The 17,278-nt window shown below is 71.1% G+C and carries 17 protein-coding genes; 10 read left to right on the top strand and 7 right to left on the bottom strand.

The window, feature by feature from the left end:
* Positions 1-14 precede the first annotated feature (14 nt).
* Complete coding sequence (locus tag ACZ6ZP_RS17150; RefSeq protein ID WP_383824698.1) at positions 15-599, bottom strand: MSMEG_1061 family FMN-dependent PPOX-type flavoprotein; 585 nt, start codon at positions 597-599, stop codon at positions 15-17.
* 163 nt (positions 600-762) lie between these two features.
* Here ACZ6ZP_RS17150 and ACZ6ZP_RS17145 point away from each other — a divergent pair, with 163 nt between their 5' ends.
* Together ACZ6ZP_RS17145 and ACZ6ZP_RS17140 are read left to right on the top strand one after the other, a co-directional pair.
* Entirely contained in the window at positions 763-1,947 is a 1,185-nt protein-coding gene (locus tag ACZ6ZP_RS17145; RefSeq protein ID WP_469407348.1) for a MalY/PatB family protein, read from the top strand.
* Positions 1,948-2,198: 251 nt separating this feature from the next.
* Positions 2,199-2,867: a hypothetical protein gene (locus ACZ6ZP_RS17140; protein ID WP_468616572.1), complete on the top strand. Its 669-nt coding sequence runs from the start codon at positions 2,199-2,201 to the stop codon at positions 2,865-2,867.
* 75 nt (positions 2,868-2,942) lie between these two features.
* Here the strand turns inward: ACZ6ZP_RS17140 and ACZ6ZP_RS17135 are convergent, their stop codons facing one another.
* A complete protein-coding gene (locus ACZ6ZP_RS17135; RefSeq protein WP_469407346.1) occupies positions 2,943-3,875 on the bottom strand; it encodes a TIGR01777 family oxidoreductase in 933 nt (310 codons plus the stop codon).
* A 199-nt stretch (positions 3,876-4,074) separates the two neighbouring features.
* On the opposite strand from ACZ6ZP_RS17135, the gene ACZ6ZP_RS17130 reads away from it, so the two are divergent.
* Positions 4,075-4,782: an N-acyl homoserine lactonase family protein gene (locus ACZ6ZP_RS17130; RefSeq protein ID WP_351166472.1), complete on the top strand. Its 708-nt coding sequence runs from the start codon at positions 4,075-4,077 to the stop codon at positions 4,780-4,782.
* 442 nt (positions 4,783-5,224) lie between these two features.
* Here ACZ6ZP_RS17130 and ACZ6ZP_RS17125 read toward each other — a convergent pair whose 3' ends face one another.
* Positions 5,225-5,875: an NADPH-dependent F420 reductase gene (locus ACZ6ZP_RS17125; protein ID WP_351166470.1), complete on the bottom strand. Its 651-nt coding sequence runs from the start codon at positions 5,873-5,875 to the stop codon at positions 5,225-5,227.
* A 29-nt stretch (positions 5,876-5,904) separates the two neighbouring features.
* Positions 5,905-6,744 carry an inositol monophosphatase family protein gene (locus tag ACZ6ZP_RS17120; protein WP_351166468.1) on the bottom strand — a complete coding sequence of 280 codons (840 nt, stop codon included), beginning with the start codon at positions 6,742-6,744 and terminating at the stop codon, positions 5,905-5,907.
* Positions 6,745-6,922: 178 nt separating this feature from the next.
* On the opposite strand from ACZ6ZP_RS17120, the gene ACZ6ZP_RS17115 reads away from it, so the two are divergent.
* From ACZ6ZP_RS17115 to ACZ6ZP_RS17100, 4 genes are all read left to right on the top strand, one after another.
* Positions 6,923-7,900, top strand: a complete 978-nt coding sequence (locus ACZ6ZP_RS17115) for a LysR family transcriptional regulator (protein ID WP_399976124.1) — start codon at positions 6,923-6,925, stop codon at positions 7,898-7,900.
* A complete protein-coding gene (locus ACZ6ZP_RS17110) occupies positions 7,897-8,505 on the top strand; it encodes a chemotaxis protein CheB (protein ID WP_351166464.1) in 609 nt (202 codons plus the stop codon). Before ACZ6ZP_RS17115 ends, ACZ6ZP_RS17110 begins: the two co-directional genes overlap by 4 nt.
* A gap of 87 nt (positions 8,506-8,592) precedes the next feature.
* Positions 8,593-9,219: a maleylpyruvate isomerase family mycothiol-dependent enzyme gene (locus ACZ6ZP_RS17105; RefSeq protein WP_399976118.1), complete on the top strand. Its 627-nt coding sequence runs from the start codon at positions 8,593-8,595 to the stop codon at positions 9,217-9,219.
* Positions 9,220-9,386: 167 nt separating this feature from the next.
* Complete coding sequence (locus ACZ6ZP_RS17100; protein WP_399976115.1) at positions 9,387-10,247, top strand: aminoglycoside phosphotransferase; 861 nt, start codon at positions 9,387-9,389, stop codon at positions 10,245-10,247.
* Here ACZ6ZP_RS17100 and ACZ6ZP_RS17095 read toward each other — a convergent pair.
* Positions 10,244-11,113, bottom strand: coding sequence for an LLM class flavin-dependent oxidoreductase (locus ACZ6ZP_RS17095; RefSeq protein WP_366465047.1), 870 nt, complete (start codon positions 11,111-11,113; stop codon positions 10,244-10,246). The genes ACZ6ZP_RS17100 and ACZ6ZP_RS17095 overlap by 4 nt on opposite strands.
* Positions 11,114-11,205: 92 nt before the next feature.
* Positions 11,206-11,823: a DUF6461 domain-containing protein gene (locus ACZ6ZP_RS17090; protein ID WP_366465048.1), complete on the bottom strand. Its 618-nt coding sequence runs from the start codon at positions 11,821-11,823 to the stop codon at positions 11,206-11,208.
* A 155-nt stretch (positions 11,824-11,978) separates the two neighbouring features.
* Between ACZ6ZP_RS17090 and ACZ6ZP_RS17085 the strand changes: the two genes are divergently transcribed.
* Positions 11,979-12,794 carry a DUF899 domain-containing protein gene (locus ACZ6ZP_RS17085; protein ID WP_351166454.1) on the top strand — a complete coding sequence of 272 codons (816 nt, stop codon included), beginning with the start codon at positions 11,979-11,981 and terminating at the stop codon, positions 12,792-12,794.
* A 146-nt stretch (positions 12,795-12,940) separates the two neighbouring features.
* Positions 12,941-14,953, top strand: a complete 2,013-nt coding sequence (locus ACZ6ZP_RS17080; RefSeq protein ID WP_351166452.1) for an ATP-binding protein — start codon at positions 12,941-12,943, stop codon at positions 14,951-14,953.
* A gap of 85 nt (positions 14,954-15,038) precedes the next feature.
* Here ACZ6ZP_RS17080 and ACZ6ZP_RS17075 read toward each other — a convergent pair whose 3' ends face one another.
* A complete protein-coding gene (locus tag ACZ6ZP_RS17075) occupies positions 15,039-16,433 on the bottom strand; it encodes a CynX/NimT family MFS transporter (protein WP_469407344.1) in 1,395 nt (464 codons plus the stop codon).
* Positions 16,434-16,487: 54 nt separating this feature from the next.
* Here ACZ6ZP_RS17075 and ACZ6ZP_RS17070 point away from each other — a divergent pair, with 54 nt between their 5' ends.
* Positions 16,488-17,243 (top strand): AraC family transcriptional regulator, encoded by a 756-nt coding sequence (locus ACZ6ZP_RS17070; RefSeq protein ID WP_351166448.1) that lies wholly within the window; start codon positions 16,488-16,490, stop codon positions 17,241-17,243.
* The last annotated feature ends 35 nt before the right edge of the window (positions 17,244-17,278 follow it).

The following is a 17,278-nucleotide window of genomic DNA, read 5'->3' as shown; positions in this document are numbered from 1 at the left end:
ACGAGGAAGCCGGCTCAGGGGTGAAGGGCGTCCTGCGGCCGGCTCTCCGGGTGCCAGAGGCCCGCCCGCCGCAGGGACTGTGAGCAGTGCAGGAAGATCTCGTCTATCTCGACCACGAGTGCCAGGTGGGGGCGCCGGCCCTTGACGCTCATCGCGTCGAAGAACGGGGCGTCCGTCAGGATCCGTGCCCGGCCGTTGATGCGCAGGATGTCGGAGCTGCCGGGCACGAGGTGGAGCAGGCCCACATGCGGGTTCTCGAGGATGTTGCGGAAGCTGTCGCCGCGCCGGTTGCCGGGGCGGTCGGGCAGGACGACGGTGCGCGCGTCGAGGATGTGGACGAAACCCGGTGCGTCGCCGCGCGGGGAGGTGTCGCAGTTGCCGTCCGCGTCCGAGGTGGACAGGACACAGAACGGGGAGCGGGCCAGGATCCCCAGGTCGTCCGGGGTGAGTTCGGCGTGGACCTTGTCGATGACGATCGGGTGGGGTTCGCCGAGCAGTGCGGTCAGCTCGTCGTCCGAACCGAGCTCTTGCCAGGTGTGGGGCGCCGTGGCGCTACCGCCAGGGGACGGGACGGTTGCGGGTGTCGCGGCGTCGGGCACGGGGGTCCTCACAGGTCGGCGGTCAGGCGAACGGACTGGCGAGTCAGTTACGTTAGGCTCACCTTACTTGAACGTAGAACGACAGCTGGGTGTGCCCCTCCAGCCGGTACCTCGGGGCGTCGAAGCAGGCATGAATCGGCCGGGGCCTGCCTACGTTTGACGTATGGAAAATGTGTCGCGTGATCCTGTCGTGCCGCACGGCTCGAATCCGCTCCGCCGGCTCTCGCTCGAGCAACTGCGACGGCGTACGAGCATGAAGTGGCGGACCTATCCGCCCGACGTGCTGCCGCTGTGGGTGGCCGAGATGGACGTCCCCCTGGCCGAGCCGGTCGCCGACGCGATCACCGAGGCCGTGGCGCTCGGCGACACCGGTTATCCCGCCGGGACGGCCTATGCCGAGGCGCTGGCCGAGTTCGCCCACAAGCGGTGGGACTGGGACGGGCTCGCCGTCGCGCGCACGGCGATCGTGCCCGATGTGATGCTGGGCGTCGTCGAGATGCTCAAGCTGGTCTCGGCGCCCGGCGACCCCGTCATCGTCAACTGCCCCGTCTACCCGCCCTTCTACCAGTTCGTCGGCAACCTGGACCGCCGCGTCGTCGAGGCACCCCTGGGACCGGACCTGCGCATCGACTTCACCGTGCTGGAGGATGTGTTCCGGCGTGCGGCCCAGGGGCCCAACCGGCCGGTGTACCTGCTGTGCAGCCCGCACAATCCCACCGGGACCGTGCACACCGCCGCCGAGTTGGCGCGGGTGGCACACCTGGCACGCGAACACGGCGTACGCGTCGTGGCGGACGAGATCCACGCCCCGGTCGTGGCGGCGGACACCGCGTTCGTCCCCTTCCTGAGCGTGCCCGGAGCGGAGAACGGGCTGTCCCTCATGTCGGCCTCCAAGGCCTGGAACCTGGCCGGGCTCAAGGCCGCTCTCGCCGTCGCGGGACCCGAAGCCGCCGACGACCTCGCCCGCATCCCCGAGGAGGTCAGCCACGGCCCCAGCCATGTCGGCATCATCGCCCACACAGCAGCCCTGCGGGACGGCGGCGACTGGCTCGACGCACTGCTGCGCGGCCTCGACGACAACCGTCAACTGCTCGCCGCCTTGCTGGCCGAGCACCTGCCCGCCATCGGCTACGCGCCCGCACAGGGCACCTTCCTGGCCTGGCTGGACTGCCGGGAACTGGGCCTGGGTGGCGACCCGGCCCAGGCCTTCCTGCACCGCGGCCGCGTGGCCCTGAGTTCCGGGAAACCCTTTGGAACCGGCGGTGAGGGCTTCGTCCGTCTCAACCTGGCCGCCTCACCGGAAGTGGTCACCGAGGCGGTGCGGCGCATGGCCTCGACCGGCGGCTGACCCCGGCTGCGAGAACTTCGAACACGAGATCAACATGACCGGGATATGGGGGTGAATATTCGCCCAGTGTGTTCACCGGTGCACACGAACACGTAGTCTTCGCTGCCCGCACATGAGTTACTGCTGTTGCAGGTTGGGCAGTCAGCATTCAGGGGTGTGTTCAGATACGCCCTCCACCAGGAGTGCTCAGTCGTGAGCACGACCCGCCATTCCCCGCACGATCGCGTGCGCTCACGAAAAGGTCACTGCTTATGTCAGACGTTCAGTCCGAAACCGCCGGAGTGCAGGCCCAGTACGCCGCCCGCGTCACCGCGGACCTGGAGACCAATCGCAAGGAGCAGGAGCGCATCGGCGCCGATGTGGCAGCGCTCCAGGAGCAGTTGCAGGCCCTGGAGAACGACCACGCGCTGCTGCTGAGCATGCAGCAGGCACTGGGCTCCCCCAGCACCCCCGCGCCCGCCGCGCCCGCCAAGCCCGCCGCCAAGAAGGCGTCCCCCCTCAAGAAGTCGGTGCCTGCCCCGCGGGCGAGCGCCAACTCCCGTACGGCTCGCGCGAAGAAGCCCGCTGCCACCAAGCCCAAGGGCAAGGACAAGGACAAGTCGGCCAAGAGCACGCCCAAGGCCGCCGCGCAGAAGTCGGCCGCACCGACCGCGCCGGCCGCGGGGCCGACGCTGGTCGAGCTGATCGACAGCCACCTCGTCGAGCAGAGCGAACCGCGCTCCGCCGCGGAGATCACCACCGCGCTCGGGCAGGCTCACCCCGACCGCGCCATCAAGACCACCGTCGTGCGCACCACGGTGGAGGGCCTGGTCGCCAAGGGCCGGGCTCTGCGCACCAAGCAGGGGTCGTCCGTCTTCTACACCGCGGCCGCCGCGGCAGACTCCCCCGCCGCCCCGCAGGCGGAGACCTCCACCACCTGAGGCCCAAGCCGCCCCACTCCCTCGGCGGGCACCACGACCTGGTGCTTGCCGATGGGGCGTCGGCGCGGAAGCACGCTACCCACGCCGTACGAGATCGGCCGCCGCATCCGGCCAGTCGGCGTGCTCGAAGACGAAGCCCGCGTCGAGCAGTCGGCCCGGGACGACGCGGCGGCTCTTGAGGAGCAGCTCGGTGTCGGTGCGCAGCGCGAAGGCGCCGATCTCCGCCATCCACTTGGTGGCGGGAAGTCCCACCCGGACGCCTGCCGCGGCCCGCAGGTCCCGCATGAACGCGCGGTGCGGGAGCGGGCCGGGGGCGGCCAAATTCACCGGGCCCTCGATGTCGTCGCGGGCGATCAGGAACTCCACCGCGCGCACGAAGTCCCGGTCGTGGATCCAGGACAGGTACTGGGCTCCGCCCGCGACCGGCCCGCCCAGGCCGAGCCGGACCATCCGCAGCAGGACGTCGAAGACGCCACCGCGGTCGGGACTCATCACCATGGCGGCGCGCAGGGCGACCTTGCGGGTGTGCGGGGTGACGGCCTCCTGCTGCGCGCGCTCCCAGTTCTTGGCGATCCGTACGCTGTACTCCCAGTAGTCCGGGACACCGGCTTCCGTACCGCCGATGATTCCGGTGGCCTCGTCATGGGGTGCGTCGAAGCGGTGCGCGTAGATGGTGGCGGTGCTCATCTGGAGCCAGAGCGCCGGCGGTTTCGCCGCGGCGGCGATCGCCGCGCCCACGGCCTCGGCGGACCGCACCCGCGAGTCCATCATGTCCCGCAGGTTGGCCTCGGTGTAGCGGCAGCTCACGCTGCGCCCCGCCAGGTTGACCACGACGTCGCAGCCGTCGATCTCCGTGGCCCAGGGGCCCGTTGTCCGTGCGTCCCAGGCGACTTGGCGTGCGTGTACGGGGTTCCTGGTCAGGACGACGACGTCATGCCCGGCAGCGGTCAACGCACGGTCCAGGACGGCTCCGACCTGCCCGGTGCCTCCCGCCAGCACTACCTTCATCGGGCTTCCCCCTCGCTCGGTGAGCACTCCCCGAGCATGAGCCTAGACCCGCCCCACCAGCGGATTCACCCGGGTCCCGCGTTGGCCTGCGGTGCGTGAGCGGGCCGGTGTTCACACGCGGCCGGACGCGATCTGCTGTCGGCAGAACCGTCAGGGGACGGGGCGCGGAGGCTGCGAGCCCGACCGCATGGAGAACGGCATGGAGAAGAAGACGGCGGTTCGTCGACTCGACCTGGGCTACTTCGTTCGCCCCGCATCAGAGGCCGGGACCGCGCGGCCACGCGTTGAACCCTTATTCGGGTACCTGGTTCGGCGCGCCGAAGGACTGCTTCTCTTCGACACCGGTATGGGCGCTGTCGACCGCGGAACCGAAGGCCATTACCGTCCCCGGCGCAGGCCTCTTACGGACGCGCTCGCAGCCGCGGGTGTCACCCCCGCGGACATTTCCACGGTCGTGAACTGCCACCTGCATTTCGACCATTGCGGCGGCAACCCTTTGTTCGGCGGCAAGCCCATCGTCGTGCAGGCGACGGAGCTGGCCACCGCTCGCCGCGGTGGTTGCACCATCGACGAACTCGTCGACTTCCCCGGCGCCACCTACCAACAACTCACCGGTGAAACGGAACTCTGGCCCGGAGTCCGGATCATGCCCACCCCCGGTCACACCGAAGGACACCAGTCCCTGGCGGTCCAGCAGGATGACGGCACCGTCATCCTCGCCGGCCAGGCCCACGATTTCGCATCCCACTTCGCCTCGGACGAGATGGCTCACCGAGCGATCCGAGACGGCCTTGAACCACCACTTCCTGCCTGCCGGCCCTGGACGGAACGGCTCATGGAGTTCGACCCCCGCAGGGTCCTCTTCGCACACGACTGCTCGGTCTGGGAACCAGCCGACAAGGGCTGACGCCGCTGGCGGCTGACGCCTCAGTGCTGCAGCAGCCCGCCGACCGGTACGGGAGCGACGCGGCCGGGCGGCGGGCGACGGCGGGGATCGGGGTCCAGAGATGGGTGCATGACGTCCATTTGATCGGCAGACTGAAGCGATGCAGGTAGGAAGCGTTGCTGGGAGCCTTGCGGTCCGGTTCGGTGTGACGGTTGGGGCGGTCGCCGCAGCGCCGCTCTTGTTGGTCGCCGGGGCTCCGATGCGCTACCGCTTGCTGCGGCGGCTCCATCGCGAGGATGGACCAGGGCTTGTGGACAAGGAGCACGGCTGGGTAAGCCCGTGGTACTTCGTGGTCACCAACGCACTCGTCCTGGTGCTCTGTTGGCCGTCGGACTACGTGCTCCGGCGAGCACCGTCCTGCTTGCGCAGGTCCGTCACCGGGCAGCAGTGAGAGCGCGGGAGATCAGCGTGCGAGGGAGACCGCGAACGGCTGGAATCCGCTGCGGCGCAGCACATGGGGGACGAGCAGGACCAGTGCTTCGGTGGCGCGGGCGGTGGTGATGTCGCCGAGGTCTTCGATCCATGCGGGTTGCCAGCCCAGGTCGCCGAGGAGAGCGGCGGCGACGGTCTTGGCGTGTGCGTCGTTGCCGGACAGGTAGGCGGTGGGCGGGGTGGACAGGGCGGCGGGGGCGGTCATGACAGGGAAGAGCATGGTGTTGAGCGTCTTGACGACCCGGGTGGCGGGCAGCGCCTGCTGGAGCTGCTCGGCGAGGCTGCTGCCGGGGTAGCAGAGGTCCGCGGGGAGCCCGTCGGGACTGTGCCGGGTGGCGTTGGAGACGTCGATGAGGATCTTGCCGGTCAGTTCGGCGCCCAGGGCGGACAGTCGCGTCAGCGCGCTGTCGCCGGGCGTCGCGTTGATCACGACGTCGGTGGTGGCGGCCGTGGCGCGCTGGTCGGCGATGCGGATCGCCCCGGCTGCGCCGCCGGGCTCGCGGACCTCTGCCTGCTCGGGTGGCTGCCGGTGGCCGAGGGTGACCTCGTGGCCGGCGGCGGCGAGTGCGCGGGCGAGGCCGCTGCCGACGCGGCCGGTGCCGAGAATCCCGATGCTGGTCATCTTGGTGCTCCTTGTGGTGTGACGGATGGTCAGGCGAGCGGGGAGAGGATCGTGACGGCCGCGTCGTGGACGCCTGGGGCGGCGGCCAGGAAGTCGGGGCTGGTCAGGCTCCACGGGTTGCCGTCGGTGTCGGTGACGGTGCCTCCGGCCTCGGCGACCAGCAGGGCGCCGGCCACCAGCCCCGAGCGCACGTCGGAGAACTGCCAGAAGGCATCCATCCGGCCGGCCGCGACGTGGATCAGCTGCAGGGTGGCGGGCACGGAGACGCGCACGACGAGGCCGTTCATCAGCATCTGGGTGACGGCCGCGCCGATCCGGCGGAACGTGAGCTCGTCCTCCCCTGGCCGTGCCTGGCCCGTGCCGGTCAGGGCCGCGCCCAGGTCGGTCTTGGCCGATACGCGCAGCGCAGCGCCGTTGAGATGGGCGCCGCGTCCGGCCACCGCGGTGTAGTCGTCGCCGGTCAGCGGGAGGTGAACGACCGTGAGGACCGGCTCGTTGTCGCGTACGAGGGTGGCGGTCACGGCCCAGTCCGGCATGCCGTGGACGTGGTTGATGTTGCCCTCGGCCGGGTCGACGATCCACCACTCCCCCGCCGGCAGCGCACCGCCGGCGAGTTCGTCCTCGGCCCAGTTCGCTCCCGGCCGAGCGGCCAGCAGCGGCGCCTTCAGGACGCCGAGCACCGCGTCGTCGTTGGCGTGGATCTCCGAGACGATCTCCTCGGTACTCGTACCGCGGGCCTGCTCGGTGTAGCGCTCGCGCAGCAGGTCTCCTGCCGCGCGGACGGCGGCGGTGACCTGCTGGAGCAAGGCGTCGTCGAGGTCGGTGCCGGCACCGGGGGCGACAGTGGACAGGCGGGTCTCAGCGGACATGCGGGGCTCCCACGGGGCGTGCTGGACAGGGAAGTTGCAGCGAAAGGGAGGGCGGAGTGACGTGCTCCGCCCTCCGTTCTGAAGGGGCGGCGTGATGCGCGTCGCCGTTCGTGTCTCGACGGTAGGCACCCCGCGGATTAACAGCAAGTGCATGCTTGTAACCCCTAGCATTACCCTCATGCAACTGGATTTGAATCTGCTCACCGCGCTGGACGCGCTCCTGGAAGAGGGCAGCGTGGCCGGCGCCGCCGCCCGTCTGCACGTCACGTCCCCGGCGATGAGCCGGACCCTGGGCCGGATCCGCCAGGCGACCGGCGACGAGATCCTGGTCCGCACCGGCCGCACGATGGTTCCCACCCCGCACGCCCTGGAGCTGCGCGCGCAGGTCCACGACCTCGTCCACCAGGCCCACCAACTCCTCAGCCGGGAGCGGGAACTGGACCTGGCCACCCTGAGCCGGACCTTCACCATCCGCTGGCACGACGCGCTTGTCGCCGCGTGCGGCCCCGCACTGCTCGCCGCGGTCCACCGTCAGGCGCCCGGCGTACGGCTGCGCCTGGTGGCCGAATCGAACTCCGACGGCCCGGAACTGCGGCGCGGCGAGGTCGACCTCGAATCAAGTACCGCCGAGCCCTCGGCGCCCGACGTCCGCCACCAACTCATCGGCGAGGACCGCCTGGTCGCGGCGGTCCGTCCCGGGCATCCCCTGACCGACGGGCCCCTCACCCCCGAGCGCTACGCCGCGGCCGGACACGTCACCGTCTCCCGGCGCGGACGCCTGCGCGACCCCGTCGACGACGCCCTCGCCGCCCTCGGACTCGAACGCCAGGTCGTCGCCGCCGCCCCGAGCGCGGCGACAGCCCTGCCCCTCGTCCTCGACACCGACCTGATCGTCACCGTCCCCCGAGCGGTCACCGACTCCGCCCTGCGCGGCATCGGCCTGCGGACACTGCCCCTGCCCTTCCCGTTGCCGCCGATCCCCTTGCACCTGGTCTGGCACCAGCGCCACGACAACGATCGCGCCCACGCCTGGCTGCGCGCCCAGGCCCACTCAGCCCTGCGGGCCGTGTTCGACAGCGGCCGCGCCGACACCCAGGGCCTCCTCGATCCCGATGGCCCACGAAGGGGCGACGGCCGGGCTAGGGTCCACACGTGAACAGCAGGCACCCACACGAGTCCCCCGACCGCTGCGCGATCGTGATGGTGGCCGCTTCCGCCGGGGGTGTCCAGGGCCTGCAAACGCTGTTGGGCGGCCTGGACGCGGGGCTCCCGGCGTCCGTGCTGGTGGCCCAGCACCTGCGCCGCTCACGCTCGACGCATATCGTCGCGATCCTGTCTCGCGCCACCGGCTTGCGCGTCAGCCTGGCCGAGGGCGGGGAGTACCCGAGAGCGGGCAGCGTCCACATCGCACCGCCCGACCACCATCTGTGCGTGGAGACGGACGGCAGGCTGGCCCTGTCCCAGGAGGACCCGGTCAACTACGCGCGCCCGGCCGCCGACCCGCTTTTCGAATCGGCCTCGAAGGCCTACGGGCCACTGGTCATCGCTTGCGTGCTCACGGGGGCCGACGGCGACGGCGCCCGGGGCGTGGAAGCGGTCAAGTCGCGCGGGGGCGTCGTCATCGTGGAGGACCCCGCGACGGCTGCGTTCCGCGGGATGCCGAAGTCCGCGATCGAGACGGGCAAGGTCGATTTCGTACGCCCCGCCGAGGGCATCGCGCCCCTCATCGACCACCTCCTGCACCCGGCCCGCAGCACCTGAACGTGTCGCTGGGGCAGGAGTGCGATGAGTTCCCGCCCTGCCGCGAGTCTCCCCTGACAGGTACTGGCGTCGAGCAAAGGAACAGCCGTGAACGATGATGTCTGGTCGCTGGTGCACGCCGAGCGTGCGGCGCTGGTCGAGGACCTCACCCACCTCGATGACAAGCAGTGGGAGCAGCCGTCGCTGTGTGACGGATGGACCGTGCACGACGTGGTCGCCCATCTGGTCGACACCGCTCGCACGACGCGTCTCGGCTTCGTGAGTGGCATGGTCCGGGCGCGTTTCGACTTCGACCGGCAGAACGCGCGCGGCGTGGAGCGCCGGCGCGGTGCCTCACCGCAGGAGACGCTGGAGCGGCTGCGCCAGGTGGCCGGGCGCAGGACGGGCCCTCCGGCACCCCTCGACACCCGGCTCGTCGAGGAGGTCGTACACGGCGAGGACATCCGTCGGCCCTTGGGGCTCCCCCACTCCTACTCGCCCGAAGCGGTCATCAGGTCGCTGCGCCTGCAGGTGCGTACGTCGGCGTCGTTCGGCGGAGCCAAGGAGCGGGTGGCCGGGGTCCAACTGGCCCCGGGGGACGCCGACCTGTCGATCGGAGACGGCCCACAGGTGCGCGGCACCGCCCTTTCGCTGCTGCTGGCCATCTCCGGGCGACGGGAAGTGCTGGACGAGCTCGACGGGCCGGGAGTCGCCACGCTGAGAGCAGCCGCCTGACGGCCTGCCGGTCGAGGGGCCCCGACGCTCTTGCGGAAGGCAGCGACTGCCTCTGGGCAGGCAGGCGTCAGGCTCCGGGCAGGCAGGCCCCACGCAAATCGTTGGCCGCCCGGACATCGGGGTCGCTACCGTGACGCAGGCCTGAGCCCCGACAGCAAAGAGCGGTCATGACCGTCCCCGGAGCAGACGTACTCGACGCCTTCCAACTCTCCGGCAGCCCCCTGCGTCTGCCGGGCGGCGAAGGCCGCAGCGTCCGCGTGGGAGACGTCGTACTCAAGCCGAGCGGCCCCGACCTGGAGTTCACCGAGTGGCTGGCCGACATCATGGACTCCGTTGCGGAAGACGGTTTCCGCGTCGCTCGCCCCCTACGGGCCCTCCATGGCACCTGGAGCCACGACGGCTGGACCGCCTCCCGATTCGTCCCCGGCACCGAACCCGAGCACGCTGCCGCACCCCGCTGGTGGGAGATCGTCGCAGCAGGGCGCGCCTTTCACCGCGCACTGGCCGCCGTGCCCCGCCCCGGCTTCCTCGACCGGCGCTGCGACTGGTGGGCGACCGGCGACCAGGTCGCCTGGCAGGAGAAGGAGGTCACCCTGCTCCCCGCTTTGCGCGGGCCCTACGCCGAGTTGACCGCCTTGCTCGGCCCGGAGCCGCAGGACCAACCCCAGCTCATCCACGGCGACCTGACGGGCAACGTCTTGTTCGCCCCGGGGCTGGCGCCGGCCGTCATCGACTTCTCCCCCTACTGGCGCCCGCCGGCCTTCGGCGAGGCAGTCGTCGTGGGCGACGCCCTGATCTGGCACGGGGCCGGCCCCGAACTGCTCCACGAGGCCGCTTCCGCGAACGGCCCCGACTTCGTCCAGTACGTCGCCCGCGCCGTCATCTTCCGTCTCGTCACCACCAGCGAACGTGTCCGCGCCCTGCCGGACGAGGGCTTCTCCGCCAATGCCGCTGCCGCTGCCGCTGCCGCTGCCGCTGCCGCCGAGATTCCCCGCTATGAGCACGTCGCACGGCTAATCCGTTGCTAAGGGCCTTCCGGCGGACCCTGCTCGATGCGGCGCAGTACCGGGGGGAGTCGGTCAAGTCCTTCGTTCGTCTGGATCTGTCGCTCGTCCCACCAGGTGGCCCCCGCCTCGGCCAACGGGCCGATCAGGTCACGGGTCTTGGCTGCGTCGTCGCCCGGCGTGGCACCGCCGAGGACGATGTCGAAGGGCGTGTCGGAGCGGTCCTCGCGCTGCTTGCGTACGTAGGTCACCAGGTCGCGGACCTGGTCGATGGGCGGCACGTGGCCGTGTTTGGCGTCGGTGAACAGCGGGACCGCGCCGTCCCAGCGGGCGGCCCGGCGCATCGGTGGGCGGTTCGGCCAGAAGCCGGCGACCCAAACCGGTGGCCGAGGACGTTGCTCCGTGGCCGGCAGCAGCGTCACGTCCCGTGCCTGGTAGTGCCGTCCGTCGTGGCTGACCGGTTGGCCCGACCAGTAGCGCTCCAGCAGCTCCAGGCCCTCGTCAAGCCGCTCGGCCAGCACCTTCGGGTCCGTGGTGTCACCGAAACTCGCGTACTCGTCCTCGACGGGACCGCCCAGCCCCGTGCCGAAGGTGACCCGGCCGCCGCTGAGGACGTCCAGCGTCGCCACCTGGCGGGCGAGCTGTTGGGGGCGGCGCCGGGCGACCGGGGTGACCAGCGTGCCCAGCCTGATCCGGGAGGTGGCCAGCGCGGCGGCCGTCAACAGCATCCAGGGATCGCCGAAGGGCCTGCCCTGATGCCGGCGGTGCAGGACGTGATCCCAGACGAACAGCCCGTCCCACCCTGCCTCTTCCGCCGCCGCGGCCACCTTCGCCACGGTCCTGGGATCGGCGAAGTCACCGAAGTTCGGGATGTTGACCGAGAAGCGCATCCCCGCATCCTGCTGCACGGCACCGGGACCGGCAACCACCCACCGATCGCCTCCCCCACCTCCCCCGCCTCAACCGGCCGTGAACGCAAGGGTCAGGCGAAGGCGGCGGTGGGCAGTGGCGCCTGGGTGTCCTCCCAGGCGATGGACGCCCCCAGCTCACGCTCGAGGAATCCGAGGAAAGCCACGTCGGGCATCTCCTCACCGTTGTAGGTGAAGCCGGGCACCTGCTCGTCCTGCGCGGCGTCTCCCGGGCCCGGCCCCGACGGTTCGTAGTCGGCCACCTCCCGGCCGTCGCGGGCGTAGCCCACCCGCTGCATGCCCGCGCCGCTGCAGAAGACCGTGTACACGCGCGTACCGCGCGACAGTGCTTCCAGGTGGTATCTCGTGCGGGACGAGAAGCTCTCGATGGCGTAGGTCCAGCCCGGGATGGCCCCGGCGCGGACGATGGCGTCCGGCTGCGACAGGAATCCGGCCTCCGTCAGCCGCGCCACCAGAGCCTCGTCCTCCCAGTCGAGGAATTCCAGATCGCTCAGATGGCCGTCCTCCGGCCACATCAGCAGCTCCGAGACCGCCAGATCGGTCAGCTCGTGGATCCGCTGCGGCTGCGCACCGATCCTCACCAGGAGTTCCAGCGGCGTGATGCCCTGGCACAGCGTGAACGTGTAGCCCAATTCGTACGCGCTTGCTATCCATCGAAGCCCGTTCTCCACTGCTCACCCTCCGCACGATTGATCATCCGAGCCGCAGGACAGCCCAGCGACTTCACTCTGCCGCGATGAGTTCCGGCCCCGTCACGAGTCTGTTCTGGTGACCGCCCGGAAACTGCGTACGACACTGCCCGGCACGCGACACCTTGGAGGACGCCGTGACGACCACGCCCAGTGACCCGACCAGCACGCACCCCGGCCGCCCGCCCGTCGTCGATCTGGCCACCTGGCAGGCCGCCCGTGACGAGCTCCTGGTCCGCGAGAAGGCCCACACCCGTGAGGGCGACGCGATCGCAGCGGCTCGCCGCCGACTGCCGATGGTGGAGTTCGACGGGACGGTCGAAATCGTCGGCCCCGACGGCCCGGTCCCATTCCTTGACCTGTTCCAGGGCCGCGACGAGCTCGTGATCTACAAGCACATGTGGTACGACGGCGCGCCGCACCAGGGGCAGTGCGAGGGCTGCACCACCACGGTCTGGCACCTGAAGGACGCCCTCTACCTCAACGCCCGCGGCGTCTCGTTCGCCGTCGTGACCACGGGCCCGTGGGACGAGGTGGCCTCCTTCGTCGAGTTCATGGGCTACACCCAGCCCTGGTACTCGGTGCGCGACGTGGACGAGCCGGTCGGCGGCAGCATGGGGTACCTCACCTGCTTCCTGCGCGACGGCGACCGCGTGTTCCTCACCTACTCCACGACGGGCCGCGGGACCGAGCCGGTCAACGGGTCCATGCGCCTGCTGGACATGACGCCCTACGGTCGCGGCGAGGCGTGGGAGGACAACCCCAAGGGCTGGCCGGTGATCGGCGACGTCCGCGCCGGGGACCCGTCCGAGGGCGGCCAGGCCTGCTGGTACTGGCGCTCGGACGCCGACGGCGTCGCCACCTGGGGCCCGACCAGCCGCCCCGTGCCGCAGTGGACCCGCCCCGGCGCGACTCCCGTGAAGACGCTGGGCCGGCACGGCGACTACCACTGACGCGCCTCCGTCAACGTGACAACACTTCTCGGCCGGGTCACCGGGTCAAGCGAAAACGCCATCCTTTGTGACTGTTTCTCGCAAGGAGAGGTAGTCGCGCGCCGAAGCACTGCAAGATGGGGTCTGTGGTAGGCAACCTTCCCGCAATGACGACCACCTTCGTCGGCCGCGACAATGAACTGGACGTCATCTCAACGGCGTTGACCGAACACCGCTTGGTCACCCTCACGGGTGGCGGCGGTGTCGGCAAGAGCCGTCTGGCGCTGCGCGTCGCCGAGCGATCACGGAACGCGTACGCCGACGGGGTGTGGTGGGCGGATCTGTCCACCCTGTACGACGACCGGTTGCTCACCGCCACGGTCTGCGATGCCGTCGGCCTCCTGGACCACAACCCGCGTGCGCCCATCGAGGGGTTGTGCGAGTGGCTGACCGGCCGGGAGGTCCTGCTTGTTCTCGACTGCTGCGAGCGGGTCCTGGTGCCCTGTCTGCACCTGGTGGGCGAACTCCTGGCCTCCGCTCCGCAGTTGACCGTCCTGGCCACCAGCAGGCAGCCTCTCGCCACTCGCGGCGAACACTGCATCGAGGTCGCGCCGCTGTCCACGGACGACGACGGGGAAGCGGTGCGCCTCTTTCGTGAGCGATGCGCCACGGCCGCCCCCACGGTGTCGCTCGACGCCCCCGGCGCCTCAGAGGTCGTCTCCGGTATCTGTCGCCGCCTGGAGGGAATCCCCCTTGCCGTCGAGCTCGCCTGCGCACGTCTGAACGAGAACAGCCTCGTGGAGATCGCCGAGCGGCTGAGTTCGCGGCTCGACACCCTGGTCGACGAGACGGTGTGGCCCACGCGCCACCGAGCCCTTCGCACCGCGATCGGCTGGAGCCACGAACTGTGCGCCCCGCTCGAACGCCTGGCGTGGGCCAGGCTCTCCGTCTTCCACGGCCCCGTGGAGGAGGCGGACGCCCAGTCCGTGTGCGCGGGCGGGCCCCTGAGCGCCGACGACGTCCCGTTGATCCTGGACCGGCTCGCCGAGCAGTCCGTCCTCCAACGGGACGGCACCCGCTACCGGATGCTCGACACCCTGCGCGAGTACGGAGCGATGTGGCTCGAAGAGCTCGGTGAGAAACGCATCCTCACCCAGATGCACGCCGTGCACTTCGCCACCGTGATCGCGCAGGCCGAGGCGGGCTGGCTCAGTGACCGGCAGGTCGCCTGGTACGCCCGCGTCTCCGTCAGCCACGCCGACGTACGCGCCGCACTCGATCACCTCATCGCCGAAGACCCGTACGCCGCCCTGGAGATGGCCGGACGAACGGGCCTGTTCTGGCCCTGCTGCGGGCACCTCCACGAGTCCCGCGACTACCTCGAACGCGCGCTCGCTCTCGACACCCCCGAGGGGCCTTCGCGCACCCGCGCGCTGTGGGCCCTGGGCATCACGCTCACCCTGCAGGGCGACCACCAGAGCGCCCTGCGCATCGGGGAGGAGTGCGCCCTGGCCGCGGAGAAGGACCACACCCCCGAATCCGCGCTCTTCGCCGCTCATACCCTTGGCCTCACCCATCTCATGGCCGGCCGCCCCCAGGCGGCGTACGACGTGAGCGACCACGCCCTGATCACCCACGGCAGTTCGCCCCCGGCGGGCGCGCCGCAGCTGTGCTGCATGGTGATCAGGATCTTCGCCCACTCCGCGCTGGGCCGGCTGGACGAGGCCTACGAAGGGGCCGCCGCCCTGCTGCGGCTCAGCCGTCAGTACGGCGAGCACTGGGCCCGGTCGTACGCCTTTCACCAACTCGCCTTCATCGACCTGCACCGGGGCCGCCCGCAGGCTGCCGAGAACCACGCCCGGGCCATGCTCACCAGCAAGCACAACCTCAACGACAACCTGGGCATCGCCCTGGCGCTCGATCTCCTCACCGGCGCGAACGCGGCGCAGGGCAACGGAATCCGGGCGGCACGCACCTCCGGCACCGGGCACACCTACTGGCGCATGCTCGGCCACCCCAATCACGGCACGCCCGAACTCTCCGAGATCCGCGAGCAATGGGAGCAACAGGCCCGTGAAGCGGCCGGGGCCAACGCCTACGACAGGGCCTTCCGCGACGCGTTGAACGACGACGCCGAGAGGGGCCTCACCCTCGCGCTGCAGGTGCCCCCCACCTCCTGACCGGCTGCCGGGTCCCGCACGCGCCGTGGCGGTCCGGGAAGCGCGGTGACTTCCCGGACCGCCGGGTGAAGCGTGCGGTGTCGCATCAGGCGGCGAGCACCGTGTGCTCGCGGGAGGCCAGCAGGCCGGCGACGAGCTGGACCGCCAGCACGGCTCCCAGGACGACCATGGGCGCCGTCCAGCCGCCGGTGAGGCTGTGGATCGCGCCGAGGCCGAACGGGCCCAGCGCGGCGACCAGATAGCCGGTGCCCTGCGCCAGCGTGGACAGCGCCGAGGCATGCGCGGCATCCGGTGCGCACCAGACGATGAGGCTCAGCGCCAGGCTGATCGCGGCCCCCTGCCCCAGGCCCAGCAGCACCATCCACAGGTAGGCGAGGGAGACCGGGGTGGTGGCCAGTCCCACGTAGGCCGCCCCGCACAGCACGACCGTGGCGATCACGGCCGGGAAGCGGCCGGCCGGGCGCCGCGCGAGCGCGGGCGTGAGCAGGGAGGCGACGACACCGGGAAAGGTGGAGAAGGACAGCATCCAGCCGGCCTGGCCGGCGGACATGCCCGAGTCCTGGAGCAGTGAGGGGATCCAGGACAGCAGGGCGTAGTAGCCAAGGCTCTGGGTGCCCATGAAGACGGTCACGGCCCAGGCGGTCCGGTCGTGGGCCAGCGCTCGCAGGCCGGGCCCGCGTCCCGCCGCACGGGCGCCGGGCGCTGCGGGACCCTCGGGCGCGGAACCGTCGGGGGCGAGCTGGTGGTCGGCTGCTTGGGCGGCCCGGCGGCTGCCCGTCTGCGGCAGCCAGAGCAGGAACGCGGCGATAGCCGGCAGCGCCCACAGCGCGAGGGTGTGCCGCCAGCCGGTGCCCAGGGCGTTCTCCAGCGGGACGGTCAGTCCGGAGGCCGCCGCCGCGCCGATGAACAGGAAGGTCGTGTACAGGCCCATCATCAGGCCCGAACGGTGGGCGAAGTCGTGCTTGATCAGCCCGGGCATCAGCACGTTGGCGACGGCGATCGAGGCGCCCGCGACCACGGTCCCGGAGAACAGTGCGGCGGTGGACGGCTGCAGGCGGACCAGCACGCCGGCCGCGAGCAGCAGCATCGTCACGCCCAGCAGCCGGTGCATGCCCCACCGGCGGACCAGTGCGGGGGTGACGAAGGCGAAGCCGCCGAAGCACAGGACCGGGATGGTGGTGAACACTCCGGCTGCCGTGGAGGACAGCGGCTGGCCGTGCTCGATGTCGTCCAGGACCGGGCCGACGCTCGCGATGGCGATGCGCAGGTTGAGCGCGGCCAGCAGCAGGCCCGCCGCCAGGAGGATCGGACCGCCGCGACGGCTCGGGGGGGAGCGGTGGCGCGGGGCGGCATTCGGTGCGGCGTCCGGTGCGAAGGAGACGGTCCGTGGTGGCGGGGGCGGGGCGGCGGTGGTGGTGGCGGGCCGGGTGAGGGTGCCGGGCGCGGTTTCGGGTTCGGGATTCGCGGACTGTTCGTGCATAGGGCCAGTTCAGCGGCGACCAGCACCAGCGGTCGACCGTTATTCTGCTCAATTATGCCGATCTTCCGCCACGCGGCCGGTGAGCAGACCCACGACCTGGAACACCGTGAGCGCACCCCGGTCCACCGCCACAGCCAGGGCCATCTGATCTATCCGGCGCGCGGGGTGCTGTCCGCATCCGCGTCCGGGCAGACCTGGATCATCCCGGCGAACCGCACCGCCTGGATCCCGGCGCACTTCGACCACTACCACCGTGCGCACGGCCGCACCGACATGCGGATCGTGTTCGTCACCGCGTCGCTCGCGGTCCAACTCCCGGACCGCCCAGCCGTTCTGTCGACCACGCCGCTGGCCCGCGAGGCGCTGCTGTCGCTCACCTGCCCGCACCCCGTCGCACGTTCGCGCGAGGCCAGGGACCGGCTGCGGCACGTCGTCGTGGACGAACTGGGGCCGGCCCCCGAGGAACCGCTGCACCTGCCCGAGCCGCAGGACCCGCGGCTGCTCGAGCTGGCCCGGATCATGGAGAAGGATCCGGCGAGCACGGCCACACTCGCCGATCTGGGGCGGGCCATCGGAGTCGGCGAGCGGACCCTCAGCCGGCTGTTCCGCGAGGAGATGAGCACCGGATTCACTCGCTGGCGGACTCAGCTGCGGGTCCACCGGGCGCTGGTGATGCTCACTGAGGGCGCGGGGGTGCTGGAGACCGCACACGCGTGCGGCTGGTCCAACCCCAGCACGTTCATCAGCAGCTTCACCGCCCTGGTCGGCCAGACCCCTGGCCGGTACCGGCGCAACCTGCCCTCGGCGTGACTGGGCCAGGCGGCGTCCGGGGAGGCGCCGCGCGG

It is taken from the genome of Streptomyces sp. NPDC054047, from assembly GCF_055585065.1.
Note: the sequence above shows the minus strand (reverse complement) of the source record. Positions and strands in the feature narration are given on the sequence as shown.